The sequence below is a fragment of the Stenotrophomonas sp. SMYL86 genome (assembly GCF_036320025.1).
Classification (GTDB): domain Bacteria; phylum Pseudomonadota; class Gammaproteobacteria; order Xanthomonadales; family Xanthomonadaceae; genus Stenotrophomonas; species Stenotrophomonas maltophilia_A.
On sequence record NZ_JAWIRU010000012.1, the window covers coordinates 72,501 to 95,920 of the forward strand.

20 protein-coding genes (1 of these 20 only partly in view) are annotated in these 23,420 nt (G+C 68.2%); 13 read left to right on the plus strand and 7 right to left on the minus strand.

Annotated elements, in window-relative coordinates; translation table 11 throughout:
• Positions 1-545, minus strand: partial view of a tyrosine--tRNA ligase gene (gene tyrS / locus V3B64_RS14020; RefSeq protein ID WP_032128448.1) — the 5' portion only. Its footprint begins 667 nt before the window's first position; 545 of the gene's 1,212 nt are visible here — the first part of the coding sequence; it begins with the start codon at positions 543-545; the stop codon falls past the left edge of the window.
• A gap of 167 nt (positions 546-712) precedes the next feature.
• Here tyrS and V3B64_RS14025 point away from each other — a divergent pair, with 167 nt between their 5' ends.
• Together V3B64_RS14025 and V3B64_RS14030 are read left to right on the plus strand one after the other, a co-directional pair.
• On the plus strand, positions 713-2,185 hold the full coding sequence (locus V3B64_RS14025; protein ID WP_032128447.1) for a peptidoglycan DD-metalloendopeptidase family protein: 1,473 nt from the start codon (positions 713-715) through the stop codon (positions 2,183-2,185).
• Between the two features lie 65 nt (positions 2,186-2,250).
• On the plus strand, positions 2,251-3,378 hold the full coding sequence (locus V3B64_RS14030) for an anhydro-N-acetylmuramic acid kinase (RefSeq protein ID WP_293797980.1): 1,128 nt from the start codon (positions 2,251-2,253) through the stop codon (positions 3,376-3,378).
• Positions 3,379-3,448: 70 nt separating this feature from the next.
• On the opposite strand, the gene V3B64_RS14035 is transcribed toward V3B64_RS14030, so the two are convergent.
• The 3 genes from V3B64_RS14035 to V3B64_RS14045 form a co-directional block, all read right to left on the minus strand.
• Positions 3,449-3,679, minus strand: a complete 231-nt coding sequence (locus V3B64_RS14035) for a hypothetical protein (protein ID WP_329914302.1) — start codon at positions 3,677-3,679, stop codon at positions 3,449-3,451.
• Positions 3,680-3,757: 78 nt separating this feature from the next.
• Positions 3,758-5,062 (minus strand): MFS transporter, encoded by a 1,305-nt coding sequence (locus V3B64_RS14040; protein ID WP_049421491.1) that lies wholly within the window; start codon positions 5,060-5,062, stop codon positions 3,758-3,760.
• Complete coding sequence (locus V3B64_RS14045; RefSeq protein ID WP_032128444.1) at positions 5,059-5,859, minus strand: exodeoxyribonuclease III; 801 nt, start codon at positions 5,857-5,859, stop codon at positions 5,059-5,061. Before V3B64_RS14045 ends, V3B64_RS14040 begins: the two co-directional genes overlap by 4 nt.
• A 162-nt stretch (positions 5,860-6,021) precedes the next feature.
• Here V3B64_RS14045 and pyrE point away from each other — a divergent pair, with 162 nt between their 5' ends.
• The 8 genes from pyrE (at position 6,022) to V3B64_RS14085 (ending at position 15,479) form a co-directional block, all read left to right on the plus strand.
• Positions 6,022-6,681, plus strand: coding sequence for an orotate phosphoribosyltransferase (gene pyrE / locus V3B64_RS14050; protein ID WP_010486876.1), 660 nt, complete (start codon positions 6,022-6,024; stop codon positions 6,679-6,681).
• A gap of 19 nt (positions 6,682-6,700) precedes the next feature.
• On the plus strand, positions 6,701-7,369 hold the full coding sequence (locus V3B64_RS14055; RefSeq protein ID WP_049421490.1) for a hypothetical protein: 669 nt from the start codon (positions 6,701-6,703) through the stop codon (positions 7,367-7,369).
• A 174-nt stretch (positions 7,370-7,543) separates the two neighbouring features.
• Positions 7,544-7,636 carry a potassium-transporting ATPase subunit F gene (locus tag V3B64_RS14060; protein WP_005407770.1) on the plus strand — a complete coding sequence of 31 codons (93 nt, stop codon included), beginning with the start codon at positions 7,544-7,546 and terminating at the stop codon, positions 7,634-7,636.
• A gap of 12 nt (positions 7,637-7,648) precedes the next feature.
• Complete coding sequence (kdpA, locus tag V3B64_RS14065; protein ID WP_329914303.1) at positions 7,649-9,358, plus strand: potassium-transporting ATPase subunit KdpA; 1,710 nt, start codon at positions 7,649-7,651, stop codon at positions 9,356-9,358.
• A 10-nt stretch (positions 9,359-9,368) separates the two neighbouring features.
• The gene (gene kdpB, locus V3B64_RS14070) at positions 9,369-11,426 is read left to right on the plus strand and encodes a potassium-transporting ATPase subunit KdpB (RefSeq protein ID WP_329914304.1); all 2,058 of its coding nucleotides are present in this window, start codon (positions 9,369-9,371) and stop codon (positions 11,424-11,426) included.
• Entirely contained in the window at positions 11,423-12,073 is a 651-nt protein-coding gene (kdpC, locus tag V3B64_RS14075; RefSeq protein ID WP_329914305.1) for a potassium-transporting ATPase subunit KdpC, read from the plus strand. Before kdpB ends, kdpC begins: the two co-directional genes overlap by 4 nt.
• A 51-nt stretch (positions 12,074-12,124) precedes the next feature.
• Positions 12,125-14,785 carry a sensor histidine kinase KdpD gene (locus tag V3B64_RS14080; protein ID WP_329914306.1) on the plus strand — a complete coding sequence of 887 codons (2,661 nt, stop codon included), beginning with the start codon at positions 12,125-12,127 and terminating at the stop codon, positions 14,783-14,785.
• Positions 14,766-15,479: a response regulator transcription factor gene (locus V3B64_RS14085; protein ID WP_004153862.1), complete on the plus strand. Its 714-nt coding sequence runs from the start codon at positions 14,766-14,768 to the stop codon at positions 15,477-15,479. Before V3B64_RS14080 ends, V3B64_RS14085 begins: the two co-directional genes overlap by 20 nt.
• Positions 15,480-15,888: 409 nt before the next feature.
• On the opposite strand, the gene V3B64_RS14090 is transcribed toward V3B64_RS14085, so the two are convergent.
• The 3 genes from V3B64_RS14090 to coaBC are packed head-to-tail and all read right to left on the minus strand — an operon-like array spanning position 15,889 to position 19,979.
• The gene (locus V3B64_RS14090; RefSeq protein WP_329914307.1) at positions 15,889-18,234 is read right to left on the minus strand and encodes a phosphomannomutase/phosphoglucomutase; all 2,346 of its coding nucleotides are present in this window, start codon (positions 18,232-18,234) and stop codon (positions 15,889-15,891) included.
• Positions 18,235-18,246: 12 nt separating this feature from the next.
• On the minus strand, positions 18,247-18,720 hold the full coding sequence (gene dut, locus V3B64_RS14095; RefSeq protein WP_032130326.1) for a dUTP diphosphatase: 474 nt from the start codon (positions 18,718-18,720) through the stop codon (positions 18,247-18,249).
• Positions 18,717-19,979 (minus strand): bifunctional phosphopantothenoylcysteine decarboxylase/phosphopantothenate--cysteine ligase CoaBC, encoded by a 1,263-nt coding sequence (gene coaBC / locus V3B64_RS14100; protein ID WP_121505153.1) that lies wholly within the window; start codon positions 19,977-19,979, stop codon positions 18,717-18,719. The genes dut and coaBC overlap by 4 nt, the downstream gene beginning before the upstream one ends.
• A gap of 228 nt (positions 19,980-20,207) precedes the next feature.
• Here coaBC and V3B64_RS14105 point away from each other — a divergent pair, with 228 nt between their 5' ends.
• The 3 genes from V3B64_RS14105 (at position 20,208) to argS (ending at position 23,412) form a co-directional block, all read left to right on the plus strand.
• Complete coding sequence (locus tag V3B64_RS14105; RefSeq protein ID WP_032130328.1) at positions 20,208-20,834, plus strand: response regulator transcription factor; 627 nt, start codon at positions 20,208-20,210, stop codon at positions 20,832-20,834.
• 70 nt (positions 20,835-20,904) lie between these two features.
• The gene (radC, locus tag V3B64_RS14110) at positions 20,905-21,609 is read left to right on the plus strand and encodes a DNA repair protein RadC (RefSeq protein ID WP_032130338.1); all 705 of its coding nucleotides are present in this window, start codon (positions 20,905-20,907) and stop codon (positions 21,607-21,609) included.
• Between the two features lie 114 nt (positions 21,610-21,723).
• Positions 21,724-23,412: an arginine--tRNA ligase gene (gene argS, locus V3B64_RS14115; protein ID WP_012478915.1), complete on the plus strand. Its 1,689-nt coding sequence runs from the start codon at positions 21,724-21,726 to the stop codon at positions 23,410-23,412.
• Positions 23,413-23,420: the final 8 nt, after the last annotated feature.

Consider the following 23,420-nt stretch of genomic DNA (forward strand, 5'->3'; position numbering starts at 1 on the left):
GCCTCCAGGGCCACCGAGTCGTAGCCCTGCACCAGCGGGTACAGGAACTCGTGGATGGCGATGGACTGCTGGGCGGCATAGCGCTTGGCGAAGTCGTCGCGCTCGAGCATGCGCGCCACGGTGTGCTGGCCGGCCAGGCGGATCATGTCGGCCGCGCCCATCTTGCCGAACCACTCCGAGTTGAAGCGGACTTCGGTACGGCTGCGGTCCAGCACCTTGAATACCTGCTCTTCATAGGTACGGGCATTGGCCAGCACGTCGTCCTTGCTGAGCGGCTTGCGGGTCAGGCTCTTGCCTGACGGATCGCCGATCATGCCGGTGAAGTCGCCGATCAGGAAAATGACCTGGTGGCCGAGGTCCTGGAACTGGCGCATCTTGTTCAGCAGCACCGTATGGCCCAGGTGCAGGTCCGGTGCGGTGGGGTCGAAGCCGGCCTTGATCCGCAGCGGGCGGCCTTCCTGCAGGCGCGCACGCAGATCCTCGAGCTTGAGGATCTCGTCGGCACCGCGGCCGATCAGGGCAAGGGCTTCTTCAATCGAGGACACGTGACTACTCCCGGCAACGCCGATTCTTGTGTGGGGTGTTAAAGCAAAGTTAACCCGATTGGCTTCACAAAAGCCAATGGGCACAAGGGTTTGACGCCGTTTTCTCAGGTGTCTATGGTAACCGGCGATCAGGCCCGCGCTCCCGGGCTGCCAGGAAAAAACCGCCGATGCACAATTCCGAACAAGGGCGCGCACGCAAGCAGCGCTTCCAGGAACGCCTCCACGTCCTGCACGACAACGCCCTGCATCGGAAGCTCAGGCAACATCTTCCCGCCGCCTTCAATGAGCGCTGGACCCGCCGTCATTGGATGCATGCCAGCCTGTTCGCGACCATCGGCGCCCTGGTGGCGACCATCGTCCCCGGCTTCTCGCACACCATCGACGCGCCCTTCGCCGACAGCCACACCAGCCTGGCGCTGCCGTTGCCGCCGCTGACCATGGCCCGCCAGCAGCAGGTGCCCGGAGACAGCTGGCAGGTGCTGCGGGTGCAGCGCGGCCAGACCCTGAGCGACCTGTTCGACAAGGCCGGCATTCCGGCCACCACCCTGCACCGGGTACTGGACCACCCAGGTGCGCGTGAGGCGCTGACCAAGCTGCGCCCGGGTGCCGAGATCGCCTTCGACATGCCGCTGTCCGGTGACCTGCGCAGCATCCGCTTCGACCGTGATGCCGACAACCGGGTGGAACTGAGCCTGGCCGGCGATGACATCAAGGAGAAGGTGACCAAACGCGAGACCTCCACGCGCACGGTGGTCACCAGCGGCGAGATCACCAGCTCGCTGTATGCCGCGGCCAGGCGCGCCGGGCTGTCGCCGTCGGCGATCGCGACGATGACCGACGACATCTTCAAGTACGACATCGACTTCTCGAAGGACCTGCAGCCGGGCGACCGCTTCAGCGTGGTGATGGATGAAACCTGGCGCGAAGGCGAGAAGGTGGACACCAGCAAGATCCTGGCGGCGACCTTCACCACCGGTGGCAAGACCTATTCCGGCTTCCGCTTCGACCGCAACGGCAAGTCCGAGTACTACGACATCAACGGCCGTTCGCTGAAGAAGAGCTTCATCCGCATGCCGATCCCGTTCGCACGGCTGAGCTCGACCTTTGGCGCGCGCAAGCACCCGGTGCTGGGCAAGATGCGCATGCACAAGGGCGTGGACTACGCCGCGCGCACCGGCACCCCGATCATGGCCGCCGGCGACGCCCGCGTGCAGTTCGCCGGGGTGCAGCGCGGCTACGGCAACGTGGTGATCCTCGACCACGGCCGCGGCCACACCACCCTGTACGGCCACATGTCGCGCTTTGCGAACATCAAGACCGGCCAGCGCGTGGCCCAGGGCACGGTGATCGGCTATGTCGGCTCGACCGGCCTGGCGACCGGCCCGCACCTGCACTACGAATTCCGCGTCAACGGCGAGCACCGCAACCCGCTGACCGTGACCATGCCGCCGCCGGAGCCGCTGAAGGGCGCCGAGCTGGTCGCCTTCCGCGCGCAGACCGCACCGGCGATGGCGCGCATCCAGGGCATGGAGAAGCTGATCTACGCCGACGCCAGCCCGGCACCGACCAGCCGCGACGAGGCCGCCCCCGAGGTTGCCAGCGCCAAGGACAAACAGGCAACCGGCCGCAAGCGCGGCTGAGCCCCTGCGTTGACGAAGAAGGACGCGGCAGCCCAAGCTTGCCGCGTCCTTTTTTTATGCCTGCCATGAACACAACTGTCGACGCTGACGCCCCCCTGTACCTTGGCCTGATGTCGGGCACCAGCGCCGATGGCATCGATGCCGCGCTGGTGCAGTTCCCCAGCGGCGCTGGCTGCCGCTTCGTGCATGGCCTGACCGCCCGCTGGGAGCCGGTGCTGCGGGCGCGGCTGGTGGCACTGGGCGAAGGGGGCCCGCTGGACTCGCTGGAGGAGCTGGGCGAACTGGACGCGCGGATCGCGATCAGCTTCGCTGAAGCCGCCAATCAACTGCTGGCCGAGGCCGGTGTGGACCGCAGCCAGGTCCGCGCGATCGGCTCGCACGGCCAGACCGTGCGCCATCGTCCGCTGGCCAATCCGGCCTTCACCGTACAGCTGGGCGACGGCAACCGCATCGCCGAGCTGACCGGGATCACCACGGTGTGTGATTTCCGCCGCCGCGACGTGGCAGCCGGAGGCCATGGTGCGCCGCTGATGCCGGCCTTCCACCTCGGCATGCTGGGCACGGCTGATGAAGACCGCGCCGTGCTCAACCTGGGCGGGATCGCCAACCTGACCCTGATCCCGCGCGAAGGCGCGGTGCGTGGCTTCGATACCGGCCCGGCCAACGCGCTGATGGATGCCTGGTGCCAGCGCCACACCGGCCGCACCTTTGATGCCGACGGCGCGTATGCCGCCAGTGGCGCGGTGGACGAGAGCCTGCTGGCGGGTTGGCGTTCGGAGCCGTGGTTCGCGCTGCCGCCGCCGAAGAGCACCGGCCGCGAACAGTTCCACCTGGCCTGGGCCGAGGCCCACATGGGCGAAGGCCAGTACGCTGCCGCCGATGTGCAGGCCACCCTGCTGGAGCTTACCGTGGCAACGGTGGCCGATGCGCTGCTGGCGCAGCAGCCGCAGACCCGGCGCCTGCTGGTCTGCGGCGGCGGGGTGCGCAACCGGCAGCTGATGAAGCGGCTGGCTGCACGGCTGCCGGGGGTGCAGGTGGAGTCCAGCGCGGTGCATGGGCTGGACCCGGAGTACGTGGAAGCGATGGGCTTCGCCTGGCTGGCTCAGCGGACGATGGACGGGCTGGCCGGCAACCTGCCGAGCGTGACCGGGGCGACGGGGCCGCGGATCCTGGGGGCGATACATCTGGCGTGAGGTGGTCATCCACGCATGGCGTGGATCTACCGGGAACGGCGGTCGAGCGTGGCTCGACGCTACATGGGCACTAATCGAAGCCCTGCCCTGCGGGCAGGGCCTGCAGGGCGGCGATGGCATCGGAGAGCGCGTTCACTTCGGGATCGCCGAAGCCGGAGCGGACCTCCAGTTCACTGCTGAACAGGCCCTGCTCCAGCAAGGCGGTGCAGGTCTGTTCGTGGGTCCAGCCGCGGGCAACCGCGACACGTCGGATACGTTCCAGCAGCAGCGGGTCCAGGTCCCGCAGCACAACGTCGGCCATGCTCACTTCCCCGTTCGCAAGGCACCGCCCCCTCGGCGCGTCGGGGGCGATGATCCCGCAGACCGGGCGGGCAGGCAATCAGGCGACCGGCGGTGGCCCACGGTCGGCGATGCGCGGCCACAGCCAGGCCAGCAGCAGCAGGGTCGGCACCACGGTGACCGAGCTGAGAATGAAGAACGTGCTGTAGGACGTGGCTTCGACGATGTAGCCGGAGACACCGCCGACGAACTTGCCGGGCAGGTTGGCCAGCGAGACCAGCAGCGCGTACTGGGTTGCGGTGAAGTTGCGGTCGGTCAGCGACGACATGAAGGCCACCAGCACGGTGCCGGCAAAGCCCTGGAACAGGTTGTCGGCACTGAGCGCGGCATAGAATGCCCACAGCTTGCCTGGGTTGTGCGCCATCAGCAGGAAGGCCAGGTTGGACAGCGCCACGCCCAGTGCGGCCACCAGCAGCATGCGGCGGAAGCCGAACGCGGCCACTGCGATACCGCCCAGGAACGCACCGCCGATTCCCATCCACACGCCGAACAGCTTGGAGACGGTGGCGATGTCGGCCTTGTCAAACCCCGAATCAAGATAGAACGGACCGGCCATCACACCAATGACCTGATCGGGGAACTTGAAGAACCCGACAAATGCGAGCAGCGCCAGCGCCAGTGCCACACCATTGCGGGTAAAGAAGCTGGAAATGGGTTGGACGAAGGCTTCGGCAATGTCGATGCGGCGCTGCACCGCGGTGGCCGGGCGCTCTGGTTCGGCACACAGCAGGGTGGTGACGATCGGCAGCAGCATCAGCGCGGCCATCGCCAGGTAGGCGACGATCCAACCTTCGAACTGAGCCAGGTACAGCGCACCAGCGCCGGCCAGAATCAGGCCGATCCGGTAACCCAGCGTATAGGTTGCGGCCAGCGCGGCCTGCGCAGACTGCGGCGCGATCTCGATGCGATAGGCATCGACCGCGGAATCCTGGGTGGCACCGGCGAAGGAGGCCACCAGTACCCACATCACCAACGGCCAGACCCCTTGCTCGGGCCGCACGAAGGCCAACGCAACCAGGGCCACCAGCACAACGACCTGCGATACCAGCAACCATGAGCGGCGGCGTCCAAGCCCGCCCAGCAACGGGAACGCATAGCGGTCCAGCAACGGTGCCCACAGGAACTTGAGCAGGTAGAAGAAGCTGGCCAGGCTGATCAGGCCGATGCTGCCCAGGTCCAGGCCGACGTCGCGCAGGCGCGTGGACAGGGTCTGCGAAGCGATCAGCAGGAACGGCAGGCCGCTACCGAAGCCAAGCATGGCCATGGTCAGCGCCGACGGGGTACCGAAGGCACGCTTGATTCCTGCCCAGCCCTTGTAGCTGACCGGCGTGGCCGCCTCGGTCACAGGTCGTAGTCCACGATGAACGGCGCGTGGTCGGAGAAGCGCTCGTCGCGGTAGATCGAGCAGCTGCGCAGGCGGTCACGCAGGCCCGGGGTGATGAACTGGTAGTCGATGCGCCAACCGACATTGTTGGCACGGGCGGCGCCACGGTTGCTCCACCAGGTGTAGTCCTCGCCAGTGGGGTTGAGCAGGCGGTAGGCGTCAGCCCAGCCACGGCCGGCGGCGACATCGGTGGCCTGGCCATGGTCGGCGCACAGGGCATTGAGCCAGTCGCGCTCTTCCGGCAGGCAGCCGGAGTTCTTCTGGTTGGACTTCCAGTTCTTGATGTCCAGCGCCGAACGCACGATGTTCCAGTCGCCGCACAGCACGTAGTCGCGGCCGCTGCGCGCCCATTCCTCGAGGATCGGCCGCAGCCATTCCATCACTTCGAACTTGAAGCCCTGGCGCAGGTCGCCCGAGCTGCCGGACGGGATATAGAAGGAGACCACACTGAGGTTGCCGTAGCGCGCCTCGATGTAGCGGCCTTCGTCGTCGAACGGGGCCCAGCCCAGTGAGGTGATCACCTGGTCCGGCTCGCGCTTGCTGTAGATCGCCACGCCGCTGTAGCCCTTCTTGGTGATGGCGTCGCGGTAGAAGCAGTGGTGGCCGTCCGGGCGGAACATCGGGTCGGTCAGCTGGTCTTCCTGGGCCTTGGTCTCCTGGATGCACAGGACGTCGGCGTCCTGGGACCGGAACCAGTCGAGGAAGCCCTTGGTTGCGGCGGAGCGGATGCCATTGGCGTTGAAACTGATGATGCGCATGCGGGGGACCTGCGGCGGGAAACCGGGCAAGCATACCGGTTGCCTGCGGGGCTGCGCAGTCCGCCAGGCCGGGCCGCGACACCCTTCACAGGGCCCCGGACGAGCGCGAAACGCCCAGCTGGATTAGGATTTGTGCTCCAAATGAAGATGAATCGAGTTTTGATGAGCGACCACCGCCACCGTTTCCTGCAGCTGGCCCTGACCGCCGACGCCCTGCGCTTCGGCCAGTTCACCCTCAAGTCCGGCCGGCTGAGCCCCTATTTCTTCAACGCCGGTCGTTTCGACTCCGGTTCGCTGCTGTCGCAGCTCGGCGCCTGCTACGCCGATGCCATCGATGCCACCGGGATCAAGTACGACGTGGTGTTCGGCCCCGCCTACAAGGGCATTCCGCTGGCCACCGCGATGGCCTGCGAGCTGGCCCAGCGTGGCCGTGACCTGCCGCTGTCGTTCAACCGCAAGGAAGCCAAGGACCACGGTGAAGGCGGCCAGCTGATCGGCGCCGACATGAATGGCAAGCGCGTGCTGATCGTCGACGACGTGATCACTGCAGGTACCGCGATCCGGGAAGCGCTGGGCATCATCCGCGCCGCCGGTGGCACCCCGGCCGGCATCGTGGTGGCACTGGACCGCCAGGAGATCGCTTCGGAAACCGATCGCCGTTCGGCGGCACAGTCGGTGGCCGAAGAGGCCGGCATTCCGGTGATCGCCGTGGCGTCGCTGGCCGACCTGCTTGATTTCGCCTCCGGCAACCCGGAACTTGTGGGTTACCGGCAGCCGCTGGAAGCCTACCGGGCCCAGTACGGCGTCCGTTCGATCCGCTGACCGACCCAGGGGAAAGGTCATGTCCCGAGTTCCTGCTGTGCTCTTTGCCGGCCTGCTGCTGGCCGTGCCGTTCACCGTACCGGCGCAGTCGCGCGACAGCGGCAAGACGGAAAAGAAGCTGTACTGCTGGAACGAGGGCAAGGAGCGGATCTGCAGTGATTCGCTGCCGGCCGACGCGGTCAACCATGCCCGCGAGGAGTTCAACGCGAAGAGCGGCCTGCGCAATGCGCAGGTCCAGCGCGCGTTGACCGACGAAGAGCGCGCCGCCGCCAGCACGGAGGCGGCGCAGCAGCAGCTGGACCTGATGGCCGCGCAGACCCGCCAGCGCACCGAGCAGGCGATGCTGACCACCTATGGCAGCGAGGACGACCTGCGCCGGGTGTTCGCCGAGCGCCAGGAAGTGCTGGACAACAACCTGAAGACCGCCGAGTACAACGTCACCAGCCTGCGTGAGTCGCTGGTGGCGCTGCTGGCGGCCGCAGGTGACCGCGAACTGGCCGGTGGCAAGGTGGCCGACAAGCAGGCCGAGGCGATCCGCCAGCGGCACGTGCAGCTGCAGTCGCAGCAACGCCTGCAGGCCGGGTTCCTGCAGCAGCAGCAGGCGTTGAAGGCCGAGATCGACAGCACCCTGCAGCGCTATCGCGAGCTGAAGGGGCTGGTGCCGGCGAGCCAGGCTCCGGCGGGCTGACCACGCTCCCGTCGCCGGGCATGGCCCGGCGCTACCCAGGGCCTGGTTACGGATTGGCCCACGGAATTTATGCACTCTTTACGCGTCGGCCCGGTCCGGCGCGTAGTGCGTTTATGGGGGGCAGGACGACGATGACGGCCTGAGGTGGAGGGGTTCCACCAGGACGCTATTGCAATGTCCCCCTGGCTGTCGTTGTTGTGTGGCGTGCTGGTGCTGGTCGCCGCCGCCTATCTCCTTTATGTCGTGCTGCGGCCCGAGTCGTTCTGAGCGGAGCCGGCCATGACTGAGATGCTTGTGATTATTGCCGCCAGCCTGCTGCTGGCGTGGCCGCTGGGCCTGTACCTGGCCCGCGTGATGCGTGGCACGCCGATGAAGGTCGACGTGCTGTTCCACTGGATCGAGAAGCCGCTGTACAGGCTGTTCGGGGTCGATCCGTCGCGCTCGATGTCCTGGCGCGGCTACGTGCTGGCCTTCGTGCTGAGCAACGTGGTGGTTGCTGTGTTGACCCAGGCGGTGTTCATGACCCAGGCCTGGTTGCCGCTGAATCCGGACCAGATCCCGAACATGCGCTGGGACACCGCGCTGCACACGATGATCTCGTTCCTGACCAACACCAACCAGCAGCACTATTCGGGTCAGGCGCAGCTGTCCTATCTCTCGCAGATGACCGGCATCACCGGCCTGCAGGTGGTGACGCCGATGATGGGCCTGGCGCTGGCGGTGGCGACGCTGCGCGCGTTGTTCTCGCGTGCGCCGCAGGCTGCGGTGGCGACGGGTACCGGCGATGACCGCCAGGTGGCGGTGGGAAACTACTACGTGGACGTGGTGCGCCTGTGCGTGCGCTTCCTGCTGCCGCTGTGCCTGGTGTGGACCCTGCTGCTGACCAGCCAGGGCGTGCCGTCGACGATGACCGGTGGGCCGCAGGCCACGCCGATCGACGCCAGCGCCGGCATGGCCGAACAGAAGCTGCCGCTGGGCCCGGTCGCGGCGATGGTCGCAGCCAAGCAGCTGGGCGCCAACGGTGGCGGCTGGTACGGGCCGAACAGCAGCTTCCCGCTGGAGAACCCGACCCCGCTGTCGAATGCGCTGGAAATCGTCGGCATCCTGCTGGTGCCGATGGCGGTGATCTTCATGATCGGTGCGTTCACCGGCCGACGTCGCTTCGGCGCCCTGGTGTTCAGCTGCATGCTGGGCATGTCGCTGCTTTCCACAGGCGCGATGATGTGGAGCGAAGGACATAGCGCCAGCGCCGCCACGCCGCTGCTGATGGAAGGCAAGGAAGTGCGCTTCGGCGCCGATGGCACCGCGCTGTGGGCGGCGGTGACCACCCAGGTCTCCAACGGTTCGGTCAACGGCATGCACGATTCGCTAGCGCCGCTGAGCGGTGGCATCGCGATGGTCAACATGCTGGTCAGCGCGATCTGGGGCGGCATCGGCTGTGGCCTGCAGCAGTTCATCGTGTACCTGCTGCTGGGTGTGTTCCTGGCCGGGTTGATGACCGGGCGTACGCCGGAACTGTTCGGCCGCAAGCTGGAGACGCCACAGGTACGCCTGCTGGCCCTGCTGGTGCTGCTGCAGCCGATCACCCTGCTGGTGTTCACCGCAATCACCCTGGCCGTGCCCGGCCTGGCCGGCACCTCCAACCCCGGTTTCCATGGCATCAGCCAGGTGTTCTATGAGTACGTCTCGGCCTATGCCAACAACGGTTCGGGCTTCGAAGGACTGGGCGACGCCACGCTGTGGTGGAACCTGAGCTGCTCGCTGGTGCTGCTGCTGGGCCGCTTCCCGCTGCTGATCATTCCGCTGGTGGTGGCCGCACAGCTGGCTGCCAAGCGCCAGGCCCCGGAGTCTGCCGGCAGCCTGCAGATCGAAACCCCGACCTTCGCCCTGACCCTGGTCTCGGTGATCGTCATCCTGACCGTGCTGCAGTTCATGCCGGCGCTGGTACTCGGCCCGATCGCCGACCACCTGAGCCTGGGACTGCACTAAGGACACCCTGATGAGTACCCAAGCAAGTTCAACCCGTAGTACCCATGCAGCGCGCCCTGCCCTGCTGGATGGCGCCGGCCTGCGCCGTGCGCTGGTCGAAGCGGTTCTCAAGCTGTCGCCGATGCATCTGGTGCGCAGCCCGGTGATGGCGGTGGTGATGGCCGGCACGATCGTCGCCGCGATCGTCACCCTGACCGGCAACGCGCCGCTGGGCTTCGGCCTGGCGGTGACCGCGATCCTGCTGGTGACCGTGCTGTTCGGCAACTTCGCCGAAGCCGTAGCGGAAGCGCGTGGCCGTGGCCAGGCCGCGTCGCTGCGGCGTGCCCGCCAGGACCTGGTGGCGCGCCGGCTGGCGGCACCGCAGCCGGGTGCCGCCGAAACCCAGGTACCGGCCGCCGAACTGCGCCCCGGCGACCACGTGATCGTCAGCGCCGGTGAGCTGGTGCCGGCCGATGGCGAGATCGTGCAGGGCCTGGCCACCATCAACGAAGCGGCGGTGACCGGCGAATCGGCGCCGGTGCTGCGCGAGGCCGGTACCGACCGCTCCGGCGTGATCGGCGGCACCAAGGTGCTGTCCGACCAGATCATCGTGCGGGTGACCGCCGAACCGGGCCACAGCTTCCTGGACCGGATGATCGCGCTGGTGGAAGGCGCCAACCGCCAGAAGACCCCGAACGAGATCGCGCTGACCCTGCTGCTGGCGGCGATGACGCTGACCTTCCTGGTGGTGGTGGCAACGCTGCCGGCCATTGGTGCCTCCGTGGGCGTCAAGGTCGACCCGCTGCTGCTGATCGCGCTGCTGGTGTGCCTGATCCCGACCACCATCGGCGGCCTGCTGCCGGCCATCGGCATCGCTGGCATGAACCGTGCGCTGGCCGCCAACGTGCTGGCCAAGTCGGGCAAGGCGGTGGAAGTGGCCGGCGACGTCGACGTGCTGCTGCTGGACAAGACCGGCACCATCACCTACGGCGACCGCCAGGCCAGCCACTTCCATCCGCTGGCCGGCATCGATGCCAGCCAGCTGCGCGAGGCCGCACTGCTGTCTTCGCTGGCCGACCCGACCCCGGAAGGCAAGTCGATCGTGCGCCTGGCGCGCGAACAGGGCTGCGCTACCGCCGAACCGGACCACGCCGAGTACCTGGCGTTCAGTGCGCAGACCCGCATGTCTGGCGTCGATCTGGAACATGGGCGGCAGATCCGCAAGGGTGCCGCCGATGCGATCCGTGCCCACGTGCAGGCGCTGGGCGGCAACGTGCCGGCGGAACTGGCCGGGCGCGTCGAGCAGGTCGCGCGCAATGGAGCCACCCCGCTGGTGGTGGCCGAGGGCCGCCATGTGCTGGGCGTGATCGAGCTGTCGGACGTGGTCAAGCACGGCATGCGCGAGAAGTTCGCGCAGCTGCGGGCGATGGGTATCCGCACGGTGATGATCACCGGCGACAACCCGCTGACCGCCGCCGCGATCGCTGCCGAAGCCGGTGTCGACGACTACATCGCCGAGGCCCGCCCGGAAGACAAGCTGGCACGCATCCGCCAGGAGCAGGCCGGTGGCCGCCTGGTGGCGATGGTCGGCGATGGCACCAATGACGCGCCGGCGCTGGCCCAGGCCGACATCGGTCTGGCGATGAACTCCGGTACGCAGGCGGCGAAGGAGGCCGGCAACATGGTCGACCTCGATTCGGATCCGGCCAAGCTGCTGGCGGTGGTGGAAGTAGGCAAGCAGCAGCTGATCACCCGCGGCGCGCTGACCACCTTCTCGCTGGCCAACGACGTCTCCAAGTACTTCGCGATCCTGCCGGCGCTGTTCGCCGCGGCCGTTCCGACCATGGCCGCATTGAACGTGATGCAGCTGTCGAGCCCGCGCAATGCGGTGCTGGCAGCGCTGATCTTCAACGCCCTGGTGATTCCCGCCCTGATCCCGCTCGCCCTGCGTGGCGTGCGCTTCCGCCCGGCCACTGCAACCGCGCTGCTGCGCCGGAACATGCTGGTGTACGGCCTCGGCGGCGTGCTGCTGCCGTTCGCAGCGATCAAGGCAATCGACCTCCTTCTTGTCCTGGTATTCGGCGCATGAACCGTTCCGCTTCCACCTCCACCTCCCTTTCGCGCGAAGCAAAAGCCGAGGCCCGCGTGGCCAGCCTGCAGGACGGCGCCAGCTGGCGCCCGGCGATCGGCCTGAGCCTGGCCACCCTGCTGCTGGCCGGCGCGGTCTATGCCGGCATCGCCACCGGCTTTGCCGGCCTGGCCTACCCGACCCAGGCCGAAGGCAGCCAGCTGCGCGATGGCAACGGCCAGGTACGCGGCTCGGCGTGGCTGTCGCAGCCGTTCACCGGTGACGGCTATTTCCAGGCGCGTCCGTCGGCGGCCAACTATGACCCGATGGCCGCCGCCGGTTCCAACATGGCGCGCAGCAACCCGGCGCTGGCCGAGCGTGTTGCCGCCAGCACGGCTGCAGTGGCCGCGCGCGAAGGTGTCACCCCCGCGCAGGTACCGGCAGACCTGGTCACGCAGTCCGCGGGTGGCCTGGATCCGCAGCTGTCGCCGGCCGCGGCGCAGCTGCAGGTGGCACGCGTGGCGCGCGCCCGTGGCCTGCCGGTGGAACGCGTGCAGGCACTGGTGCAGGCGCATACCGAAGGGCGCCAGTGGGGCCTGTTCGGCCAGCCGCGGGTGAACGTGGTGACGCTGAACTTCGCGCTGGACCACGCGGCCAAGGCACCGTGATACCGGCCTGCACCGGCTGCGCGCACAATGGCGGCCATGACAGCGGCACCCATGACTGATGCGCGTACCCGCCAGGCCGATGCCCTGGTTGAAGGCCTGCAACGCGAAGCCGGCGGCAAGCTGACCGTGTTCCTCGGTGCGGCGCCGGGCGTGGGCAAGACCTACACCATGCTGACCCGCGCACAGGAACAGCTGCGCCGCGGTGTCGACCTGGTGGTGGGCCTGGTGGAAACCCACGGCCGCGCCGATACCCAGGCGCTGCTGGAGGGCCTGCCACAGCTTCCGCTGAAGGCAGTGGCCTATCACGGCCACATCCTGCAGGAGATGGATCTGGATGCCGTGCTCACACGGCATCCGGCGCTGGTGCTGGTGGACGAACTGGCCCATCGCAATGCGCCGGGCAGCCGTCATGAGCGGCGCTGGCAGGACGTGATGGAGCTGCTGGATGCCGGCATCGACGTCTGGACCACGGTGAACATCCAGCATCTGGAAAGCCTCAACGATGTGGTGATGCGCATCACCGGCGTGCGCGTGAGCGAGACCGTGCCGGACGGCGTGCTCGACCGCCTGCACGACATCGTGCTGGTTGACCTGCCGCCACGCGAACTGATCGCGCGCCTGCAGCAGGGCAAGGTCTATGTGCCCGAACAGGCCGCGCAGGCGCTGCAGGCATTCTTCTCGCCGGCCAACCTGACCGCGCTGCGTGAACTGGCGATGCAGGAAGCGGCCGACCGCGTCGACAGCAGCCTGCGCGAAGCACGCGCTGCACGCGGCGAGAGCAACCTGCCGCTGCGTCGCGGCGTGCTGGTGGCCATTGATGGCGGCGGTCAGAGCGAATACCTGGTGCGGGTGGCGCGTCGCATCGCCGAACGCCGCGATGCGCCGTGGACGGTGGTGACCGTGCAGGGCCGGCGCCAGGATGACGCGACCCGACGCGAAATCGATGCTGCCTTCGCACTGGCACGTCGGCTGGGCGGCGACGCCGAACTGCTGCACGGATCGAGCATCGCCGATGCCCTGCTCGACCATGCCGCACATAACGGCGTGTCGACCCTGGTACTGGGCCGCACCCGCGAGCGACCGCTGGCGCGGATGTTCAACCGCACCCTGACCCAGCAGCTGATCCAGCGCGGCGCGCATTACGAGATCACCATCATCAGCACGCCGCAGGCACGTGCGCGCTCGCGCCGCGAGGGCCTGCTGCCGCCGGTGCGCGGCATCAGCTACGAACCGGCGCAGGCACTGATCGCCACCGCGTTGGCCTGTGCGGTGGCATGGCTGGCCGAACGCTGGGTGGGCATGGCCGATCTGTCGATGGTGTTCATCGTGGCGGTGGTGCTGGTCGCTGCGCGCACGCGCGCCAGCGTGGCGGTGATGGCGGCGATCCTGAGCTTCCTCGCCTACAACTTCCTGTTCATCGCGCCGCGCTTCACCTTCGCCATCGGTGCACGCCAGGGCGTGATCACCGTGTTCCTGTTCCTGGCCGCGGCGCTGGTGGCCGGACGCCTGGCCTCGCGCCTGCGCATGCAGGTGATCGCGCTGCGTGCAGCCAATCGCCATGCGCGTGCGCGCCAGCAGCTGGGCCGCCAACTGGCCAGTGCCGCCGGCAACGGCGAGGTGGCGCAGGCGGGTCGGCATGCACTGGAACAGGCCATGGACGTGCCGGCGTGGCTGCGGATCGGCGCCGATACCGCAACCGGTGGCCGCAGCCAGCCCGGCGACACCGACCTGGCCGCCGCCGACTGGGCGCTGCGCCATGGCCAGCCCAGTGGCCGCTTCACTGACACCCTGGCCGGCGCGCAGTGGTGGTTCCTGCCGTTGCTGGATGGCGAGGACCGCGCGATCGGCGTGGCCGGCCTGTATCTGCCCGGTGCACAGGCGCGCCTGCTGCCCGAGCAACGGCAGCTGGCCGAAGCAATGGTCGATGACATCGCGCAGGCCGCGCTGCGCACGCGGCTGGTGGCGGAACTGGAGCAGGCGCACGTCAGCAACGAGACCGAGCGACTGCGCTCGGCGCTGCTCTCTTCGGTGTCGCACGACCTGCGCTCGCCACTGGCGGCGATGATCGGCTCGGCCGACAGCCTGGCCAGCTATGGTGCGGCAATGGATACGGCCGATCGCCGTGCCCTGCTGGACACCATCCTGGTCGAGGGCGAACGGCTGGACCGCTACATCCAGAACCTGCTGGACATGACCCGCCTCGGCCACGAGGGATTGAAGATCAACCGCGACTGGATCGGCGTGGACGAACTGATCGGCTCGGCCGCACGGCGCCTGCAGCGCTACCAGCCGAAGGTGCGGCTGGAGCTGGACATTCCGGCCACGCTGGCGCCGATCTGGGTACACCCGGCGCTGGTCGAACAGGCGGTGTTCAACGTGATGGAAAACGCGGCCAAGTTCTCACCGCCGGATGCTGCCGTGCAGGTGCAGGCGCGTGAACTGGACGGCCAGCTGCGCATCGACGTGATCGATGCCGGCCCCGGCATTCCCGACGACGAGCGTGCGCGCATCTTCGACATGTTCTACAGCGTTGAACGTGGCGACCGTGGCCGCCATGGCACCGGCCTGGGCCTGACCATCTGCCAGGGCATGATCGGCGCGCATGGCGGCAGCGTGCAGGCGCTGCCCGGACGCGACGGTCGCGGTACCCTGATCCGCATCACCCTGCCCCTGCTCAAGCCAGCCTCCCACGATGAGCCCGACCCCGATTGATGCCAGCGTGCCGGCCGCGCGCGTGCTGGTGATCGATGATGAAACCCAGATCCGCCGGTTCCTGGACATCAGCCTGCGCGCGCAGGGCTACCAGGTGCGGCAGGCGGCCACCGGCCAGGAAGGCCTGCAGCTGGCCGCCAGCGAGGACATGGATCTGGTGATCCTGGATATTGGCCTGCCCGACATGGAAGGCCACGAAGTGCTGGAACAGCTGCGGCAGTGGAGCCAGGTGCCGGTGATCATGCTGACCGTGCGCGCCGGCGAGGCGGAGAAGGTGCGTGCGCTGGATACCGGCGCGAATGACTACGTGACCAAGCCGTTCGGCACGCAGGAGCTGATGGCGCGGGTGCGGGCGCTGCTGCGCACGCGCAGCGTGCCCAGTGATGGCACGCCGCCGGTATTCGACGATGGCCACCTGCATGTGGACCTGGTCCGCCGTGAAGTGGCGCTGGATGGCGAGCCGGTAGCGTTGACCCGCAAGGAGTACGCGCTGCTGTCGCTGCTGCTGCGCAACGCCGGGCGGGTGGTGACCCAGCCACAGATCCTGCAGGAGATCTGGGGCCCGACCCACCAGCACGACACCCATTACCTGCGCATCCTGGTCGGCAAGCTGCGGCACAAGCTGGGCGATTCAGCGCTGGATTCGCGCTACCTGTTCACCGAACCGGGCGTCGGGCTGCGGTTCAAGGGGTGAAGGCGTGCCGACCAACGGTCGGCAACCACCAAAGCGAATCCGGAAGAGCATCCACGCATGGCGTGGATCTACTGTGTCGACCAAGGTCGACACCTACCAACAGCGGTCCATGCCATTCCGACAGATCGCGGAAATTGTCAGGGGTGGGGCGGTGTCGGAGTGCGGGGTGTCAGCCGCAGGGGCCCGAGGCATGCCTCGGGCGGGTTGGGCAGGACGCCCAACCCCGGTCTTGCCGTGTGCGCAGGACAGCGCACACGAGCAAGCGGCGACCGAGCTTACATGGGTGAGGGGGACTTGCGGCGTCCCCGCACTCCGACACCGCCCCGCCATCTCGCGGATAGCCCGCTTTTGATGTTGATGTTGCTGCTGCCGTTGCTTCGGCGGGTGCCGGGCGCAGCCCGGCCCCACCTCAGAACCCCAGCGGGGTGTCGCCCAGCACCGGTTGCAGCTGGCTGCGGAACAGCGCCTGGATGCGTTCCAGCGCCGCCTCGTCATTGCCCTCGAAGCGCAGCACCAGCACTGGTGTGGTGTTGGAGGCGCGCACCAGGCCCCAGCCATCGGAGAAGTCCACGCGCAGGCCGTCGATGGTCGACAGGCGACCGCCCACATATGGGTTGTCCGGCGACTGCGCCGCCGCCACCAGCATCGCCACCAGCGCATGCGGCGTGCCTTCGGCCACCGGCACCTTCAGCTCCGGCGTGGCCACCATCTCCGGCAGCTCTGCCAGTACCTCGTCCGGAGTCTCCTCGCGCTGGGCCAGGATCTCCAGCAGGCGCGCGGCCGCATACAGGCCATCGTCAAAACCGAACCAGCGCTCCTTGAAGAAGAAGTGGCCGCTCATCTCGCCAGCCAGCTCGGCATCGGTCTCGCGCATCTTCGCCTTCATCAGCGAATGCCCGGTCTTCCACATCAGCGGGCTGCCACCATTGCGCAGCACGTGGTCGGACAGCTTGCCGGTGCACTTCACGTCGTAGATCACCATCGCGCCCGGATTGCGCATCAGCACGTCGGCGGCGAACAGCATCAGCAGGCGGTCGGCATAGATGATCTTTCCTTCGCCGGTGACCACGCCCAGGCGGTCACCGTCGCCATCGAAGGCGACGCCGAGATCGGCACCGAAGCGCTTCACCGTCTGCACCAGGTCTTCCAGGTTCGCCGGCTCGCTGGGGTCGGGGTGATGGTTGGGGAAGCTGCCGTCGACATCGCAGTACAGCGGGATGACTTCCGCACCGATCGCTTCCAGCAGCTGCGGCGCGAGCGCGCCGGCCACGCCGTTGCCGGCATCGGCCACGACCTTCAACGGGCGGTCCAGCTGCACGTCGTCGGCGATGCGCTGGATGTAGTCGGCACTGACATCGCGCTGCTGGTAATCGCCCGGCTCGGCGGCCTGTACCAGGCGGCCTTCGACGATGCGCTGGTACAGATCGGTGATGGCATCACCGGACAACGTCTCGCCGCCGATGACCACCTTGAAACCGTTGTACTCGGGCGGGTTATGGCTGCCGGTGACCGCCACGCAGGTGCCGGTACGCAGATGGAAGGCGGCGTAGTACACGACCGGGGTCGGTGCCAGGCCGATGTCGATCACCGCGCAACCGGCGCGCCTCAGGCCCTCGGCCAACCCTGCGGCCAGTTCCGGGCCGGACAGGCGGCCGTCGCGGCCGATCACCACCTCGCGCAGGCCCTGCTCCAGGGCCACGGTGCCGATGGCCTGGCCGATCAGCGCCGCCGTTTTCGGCGTCAGTTCACTGCCAACCACGCCGCGGATGTCGTAGGCGCGGAAGATACCGGCCGCCAGTTCCTCGGCCGGAACCGGTGGCGGGGGCGGCGGTGCACTTTCAGTTGTGCTGGCCTCGGCCACCGGCGGCGGCGCCATCTGCAGGCTCTCGCTCAGGGTCGGGCCATGATCGGCTTCCGCCACGGTCGCCCGACGCGGCAGCGGCAGCGACTTCGGCAGGCGGCCGCGCCCCACCACCAGCAGCACGGCGATGAACGCCAGCAGCAGCGCAACGATGGCGCTGGCCAGCGAACCCAGGCCCAGCGGACCAGGTTCGACATTGGGTACCGCGGCCACCAGCCGCAACGGCGTCCCCGGAATCGGCCGCGCCAATGCTTCGGCACTTTCGGCCAGGCCGGCATCGCCCTGGGCGACGAGGTCATGCGCGCCCTGGCGCAGGCCAAGGAAACCGGCCGATGGCGCACTCACCTGGTCCAGCGGCGAGGTCAGCCGCAGCAATGGCTGGCGCACGTAGAGCACCGCCGGGCCGAGACTGCCCAGTTGAACCGGCGCTGCCAGGCCCAGGCGATTGCCACCGCCATCGCGGACCACGCGCAGGCTGGGCTTGCCTTCGGCCAATGCCGCTTCCAGCAGCGCCAGGCGGGCATAGCCAAAGGCGGCCGGGTCGGCGTAGGCGTTGGCCAGATCGGCGGTCAGTACCTCGGCGTGCTCGACGCCGGTCCAGCTCTCGCGGACCGCGAGTGCTGCCGCAGCGGCATCACCGGCCTGCAGCGCCTGTTGCACGCGCTCGTTCTTCAGCTGCTGCTGCAGCTGCTTCAGCTGGCCGGCAGCGGCCTCCTGCAGGCCCTGCACGGCCTGGTCACGTGCAGCTTCCAGCGCCTGGCCGTTGGCCTCCTGGCGCCATTGCTGCACTGCGCTCCATCCGAACCAGCCGGCCAGCAGGATCAGCAGCACCCCCAGTAGTGGCGCACTGCGTCCCAACGACCGTCCCCGCTGTCCTTCCCCGATGCCGCTCATCGATGTCCCCTGTCAACGCACCCCGGTATGGCCGAATCCACCCGTTCCCCGCACGCTGTCGGTGAAAGTATCCACCACCTGCAGGCTGACGCGGGCAATCGGCACGATCACCAGCTGCGCGATGCGATCGCCCGGCTCGATGGTGAAGGCCTCGCGGCCACGGTTCCAGACGCTGATCAGCAGCGGGCCCTGGTAATCGGCGTCGATCAGGCCGGTGCCATTGCCGAGCACGATGCCGTGGCGATGGCCCAGCCCCGAGCGCGGCAGGATCACCGCGCACAGGTTCGGGTCGGCAATGTGGATGGCCAGGCCGCTGGGCACCAGCGCGGTGTCACCCGGCTGCAGGGTCAGCGCGGTATCCAGCGCCGCGCGCAGGTCCATGCCGGCGCTGGCTTCGGTGGCGTAGGCCGGCAGCGGCCAGCTGTCGCCGAAGCGCGGATCGAGCAGCTTGACCTGCAGCGGTTGGGAAGTGAAAGCCTGGGTCATGCCTGGAGTCTCCGCGCGATCAGCGCCAGCAGTTGTTCGGCCAGCTCACGCTTGGAGGTGGCCGGAAATACCTGTTCACCGTCCTGCCAGAAGGCCGTGGCGGCATTGTTGTCGCTCTCGAAACCGCCGCCGCTGATGCCGACCTGGTTGGCGATCACCAGGTCCAGGCGCTTGTCGACCAGCTTGCCACGCGCGTATTTCTCCACGTCGTGGGTTTCGGCGGCAAAGCCGACCACCAGCTTCAGCGACTGCGTCTGCGCAGCCACCTCGGCAAGGATGTCCGGCGTGCGCACCAGCTCGATCACCAGCGACTGGCTGTCGGCGGTCTTCTTCAGCTTCTGCGGCGCGACCTGGCGCGGCGTGTAGTCAGACACCGCAGCGGCACCGATATAGATGTCGGCCGGCAGCGACTTCAGCACGGCATCGCGCATCTGCGCGGCCGAGCGCACGTCCACACGCTGCACGCCGGGTGGCGTCGGCAGCTGTACGGGGCCGCTGACCAGCACCACCTGTGCGCCCATCGTCGCTGCGGCCGCGGCCAGGGCAAAGCCCATCTTGCCGCTGCTGCGGTTGCCGACATAGCGCACCGGATCGATGTCTTCATAGGTCGGGCCGGCGCTGATCAGCAGGCGCAGGCCCTGCAGCGCGCGGGTTTCCGGCGCGGCAACGGACGCGGCGCTGCTGCCATTGGCGGCCAGCGCGGCCACGATGTCGCCCGGTTCGGCCAGACGCCCCGGACCGGACTCGCCTTCGGCCAGCGGGCCATCGACCGGGCCGATCACCTGCGCGCCGCGCTGGCGCAGCAGGGCGATGTTGGCCTGGGTGGCCGGGTGCAGCCACATGCGATGGTTCATCGCCGGGCAGATCGTCAACGGCGCGGTACTGGCCAGGCACAGCGTGCTGACCAGGTCATCGGCATGGCCCTGGGCCAGCCGGGCCAGCAGATCGGCGGTTCCCGGGGCAACCACGATGCGGTCGGCCCAGCGCGCCAGCTCGATGTGGCCCATGGCCTGTTCGGCGGCGCTGTCCCACAGCGTGGTGCGGGTGGGCTGCCCGGACAGGGCCTGGAAACTGAGCGGAGTGACGAACTGCTGGGCACCGGCGGTCATCGCCACCTGCACCTGGGCACCGGCGTCGCGCAGGCGCCGCACCAGTTCCAGGGCCTTGTAGGCCGCGATCCCGCCTCCGACGCACAACAGCAGTTTCTGACCTTCCAGCGCGCGGGCCTGCGCGGGGGAAGCGTTGGGGGAGTCAGCCACCTGGAATTCCTGTGCAAACGAGGGCGCTAGCTTACCCGATGGTCGGTAATGTCCCGGTGCAGGGTGCACATAGCGGACAGCTATCAGTAGATGGAGCGCGCTGCGCCTGACCCTGGGTCAGCCGGGCATCGGTTTCGGACCTTTCCTATACCTCTACGGGTCTGCGCTTTTGCAGAATCAGGCATTGGCTGCCGTCTGCCGTGGCCTGTTCGACCTTCGAGGAGCCTCGTGCATCCACGCATCATCATTGCCGACGACCATCCCGTGGTCCTGCATGGCATCCGTATCGTGCTGCAGACCCACCTGATGGACATCGTCGGCAGTGCACGTGACGGCGCCCAGCTGCTGGAGCTGGTGGACCACCACGACTGCGATGCGGTGCTGACCGACCTGTCGATGCCGGGTGACGGCCCGGACGGTCCAGAGCTGATCGACGCGCTGCGCGTGCGTCACCCCGGGCTGCCGGTGGTGGTGCTGACCGGCGCCCGCCATCCCGGGCTGCTGGACGGACTGCTGCGCGAGGGCATCAGTGGGCTGGTCGACAAATGCGCCGATTTCGCCGAACTGCCGCAGGCACTGAACGCCGCACTGGCCGGGCAGGTCTTCGTCTCCCAGCAGCTGCGCCACCACCTGCAGGCGCGCGACCTGCTGTTTCCACGCGAACCGTCGCCGCTGTCGGCGCGGGAACAGGAAGTGCTGGATCTGCTGGCGACCGGGCTCAGCGTGAATGCCGTCGCCGAACGCTGCGGGCGCAGCCCGAAGACCATCAGCCGGCAGAAGGCCGAAGCAAAGCGCAAGCTGGGCCTGCAGAACAACCAGGAACTGTTCGACTATCTGCAGACCCGACGCGGGTGAGGCATCGTCCGACCCGGTGCTGCGGTATGCACCGATGGGAGCCGTCACGCAGGCTGGCGATGATGCAGGCATGCCCATCCATGACTGGCCCGAACAGGAACGCCCCCGCGAGAAGCTGATCGCGCGCGGGCCCACGGCACTTTCCGACGCCGAACTGCTGGCCCTGTTTCTCGGCTCCGGGTTCGGTGGCCGCGATGCCGTGCAGACCGCGCGCGACCTGCTGCAGGCGCACGGCCCGTTGCGGGTGCTGCTGGACCGCCCCGCGCGTGACCTGGCCCGCCTGCCCGGGCTCGGCCCGGCGCGCAGCTGTACGCTGGCTGCCGGGCTGGAACTGGCCCACCGCTACCTGGCTGCCGAGCTGGAACACGGCGAAGCGGTCGGCAACAACCCGGCCGCGGTCGGCCGCTATCTGCAGCACCGCCTGCGCGGGCAGGCCCGGGAGATCTTCATGGCCCTGTTCCTGGACAACCGGCACCGCCTGATCGCCTGCGAGGAGCTGTTCCACGGCACCATCAACGCCGCACCGGTCTACCCCCGCGAAGTGGTGCGGCGCGCCCTGCTGCACAACGCGGCAGCGGTGATCCTCAGCCACAACCACCCTTCCGGCGACCCGGAACCCTCCAGCGCCGATACCCGCATCACCGACGAACTGCAGCAGGCACTGGCGATGGTGGACGTGCGCCTGCTGGACCACTTCGTGGTCGGTGAGGGCCGCCCCGTTTCGTTTGCTGAACGAGGCCTGCTGTCGCCGCCCCAGCCCCGCCTGTTCGGCTGAGCGCCCGCCCTCCAGGCGCCATCGGTCGCCCCCACAGGCAGGTTTCGGTCAGCGTGGCCGCTGGTATCTGCGCTAAAATGGGCGATTCCGCCGCTCATTCTCACAGCAGGCCTCGTGAAAAATCTCCTCCGCGCCCTGATCAGCCAAGGCATCGAAGCCTTGCGCGCCAATGGCACCCTGCCCGCCGACTCCCTGCCGCCGGACTTCGTGGTCGAGCGCCCGAAGACCCGCGACCACGGCGACTTCGCCACCAACGCCGCGATGCTGCTGGCCAAGGCCGCGCGCAGCAATCCGCGTGCACTGGCACAGGCGCTGGTCGAGGCACTGCCGCGCAGCGAGGACGTCAGCAAGGTCGAGATCGCCGGCCCCGGCTTCATCAATTTCCACCTGGCGCCGGCCGCGTACCAGCGTGAAGCCGCGTCGGTCATCAAGGAAGCCCACGACTACGGCCGCAACCTGTCCGGCAATGGCCGCACGGTGGGCGTGGAGTACGTGTCGGCCAACCCGACCGGCCCGCTGCATGTCGGCCATGGCCGCGCGGCGGCGATCGGCGACTGCGTGGCGCGCGTGCTCGACGCCAACGGCTGGAACGCCAAGCGTGAGTTCTACTACAACGACGCCGGCGTGCAGATCGAGAACCTGGCGCTGTCCACCCAGGCGCGGATCAAGGGCATCGCGCCGGACCAGGATGGCTGGCCGGAAGGTGGCTACCGCGGTGAATACATCGCCGACGTCGCCCGCGCCTACATGGCCGGCGCCAGCGTCGATCTGGAAGGCAGCACCGTGGTCGGTGCCAAGGACCCGGACGACATGCAGGCGATCCGCCGCTTCGCTGTGGCCTACCTGCGCAACGAGCAGAATCTGGACCTGGCCGCGTTCGGCGTCGACTTCGACATCTATTTCCTGGAAAGCTCGCTGTACGCCGACGGCAAAGTCGCCGAAGCGGTCGCCAAGCTGCAGGCCTCGGGTCATACCTATGAAGAAGGTGGCGCGCTGTGGCTGCGCAGCACCGACTTCGGTGACGACAAGGACCGCGTGATGCGCAAGTCCGACGGCACCTTCACCTACTTCGTGCCGGACGTGGCCTACCACCTGTCCAAGTGGCAGCGCGGCTACGAGCGCGCGATCACCGAGCTCGGCGCCGATCACCATGGTTCGCTGGCACGCGTGCGCGCCGGCCTGCAGGCGATGGAAGTGGGCATCCCGCAGGGCTGGCCGGAGTACGTGCTGCACCAGATGGTCACCGTCATGCGTGGCGGCGAGGAAGTGAAGCTGTCCAAGCGTGCCGGCAGCTACTTCACCCTGCGCGACCTGATCGAGGAGGCCGGCCGCGATGCCACCCGCTGGTTCCTGATCGCGCGCAAGCCCGATTCGCAGCTGACCTTCGACATCGACCTGGCCCGCCAGCAGAGCAACGACAACCCGGTGTTCTACGTGCAGTACGCGCACGCCCGCGTCTGCAGCCTGCTGCGCCAGGCACAGGAGAAGGGCCTGGTGTACGAACAGGGCAATGGCCTGGCCAACCTCGGCCGCCTGGCCGACGACGCCTCGCTGCTGCTGATGAACGAGATCTCGCGGTACCCGGAAGTGGTGGAGGCGGCCGGCGTGGCGCTGGAACCGCATCTGGTGGCGCAGTACCTGCGTGAATTGGCGCACGCGTTCCACACGTGGTATCACGGGACGCCGGTGCTGGTGGAAGACGCTGCGGATCGCAACGCCAAGCTGACCCTGGCCTGCGCCGCGCGCCAGGTGCTGGCCAACGGCCTCGAACTCCTGGGCGTCAGCGCCCCGGAAAAAATGTAAGCATCAGG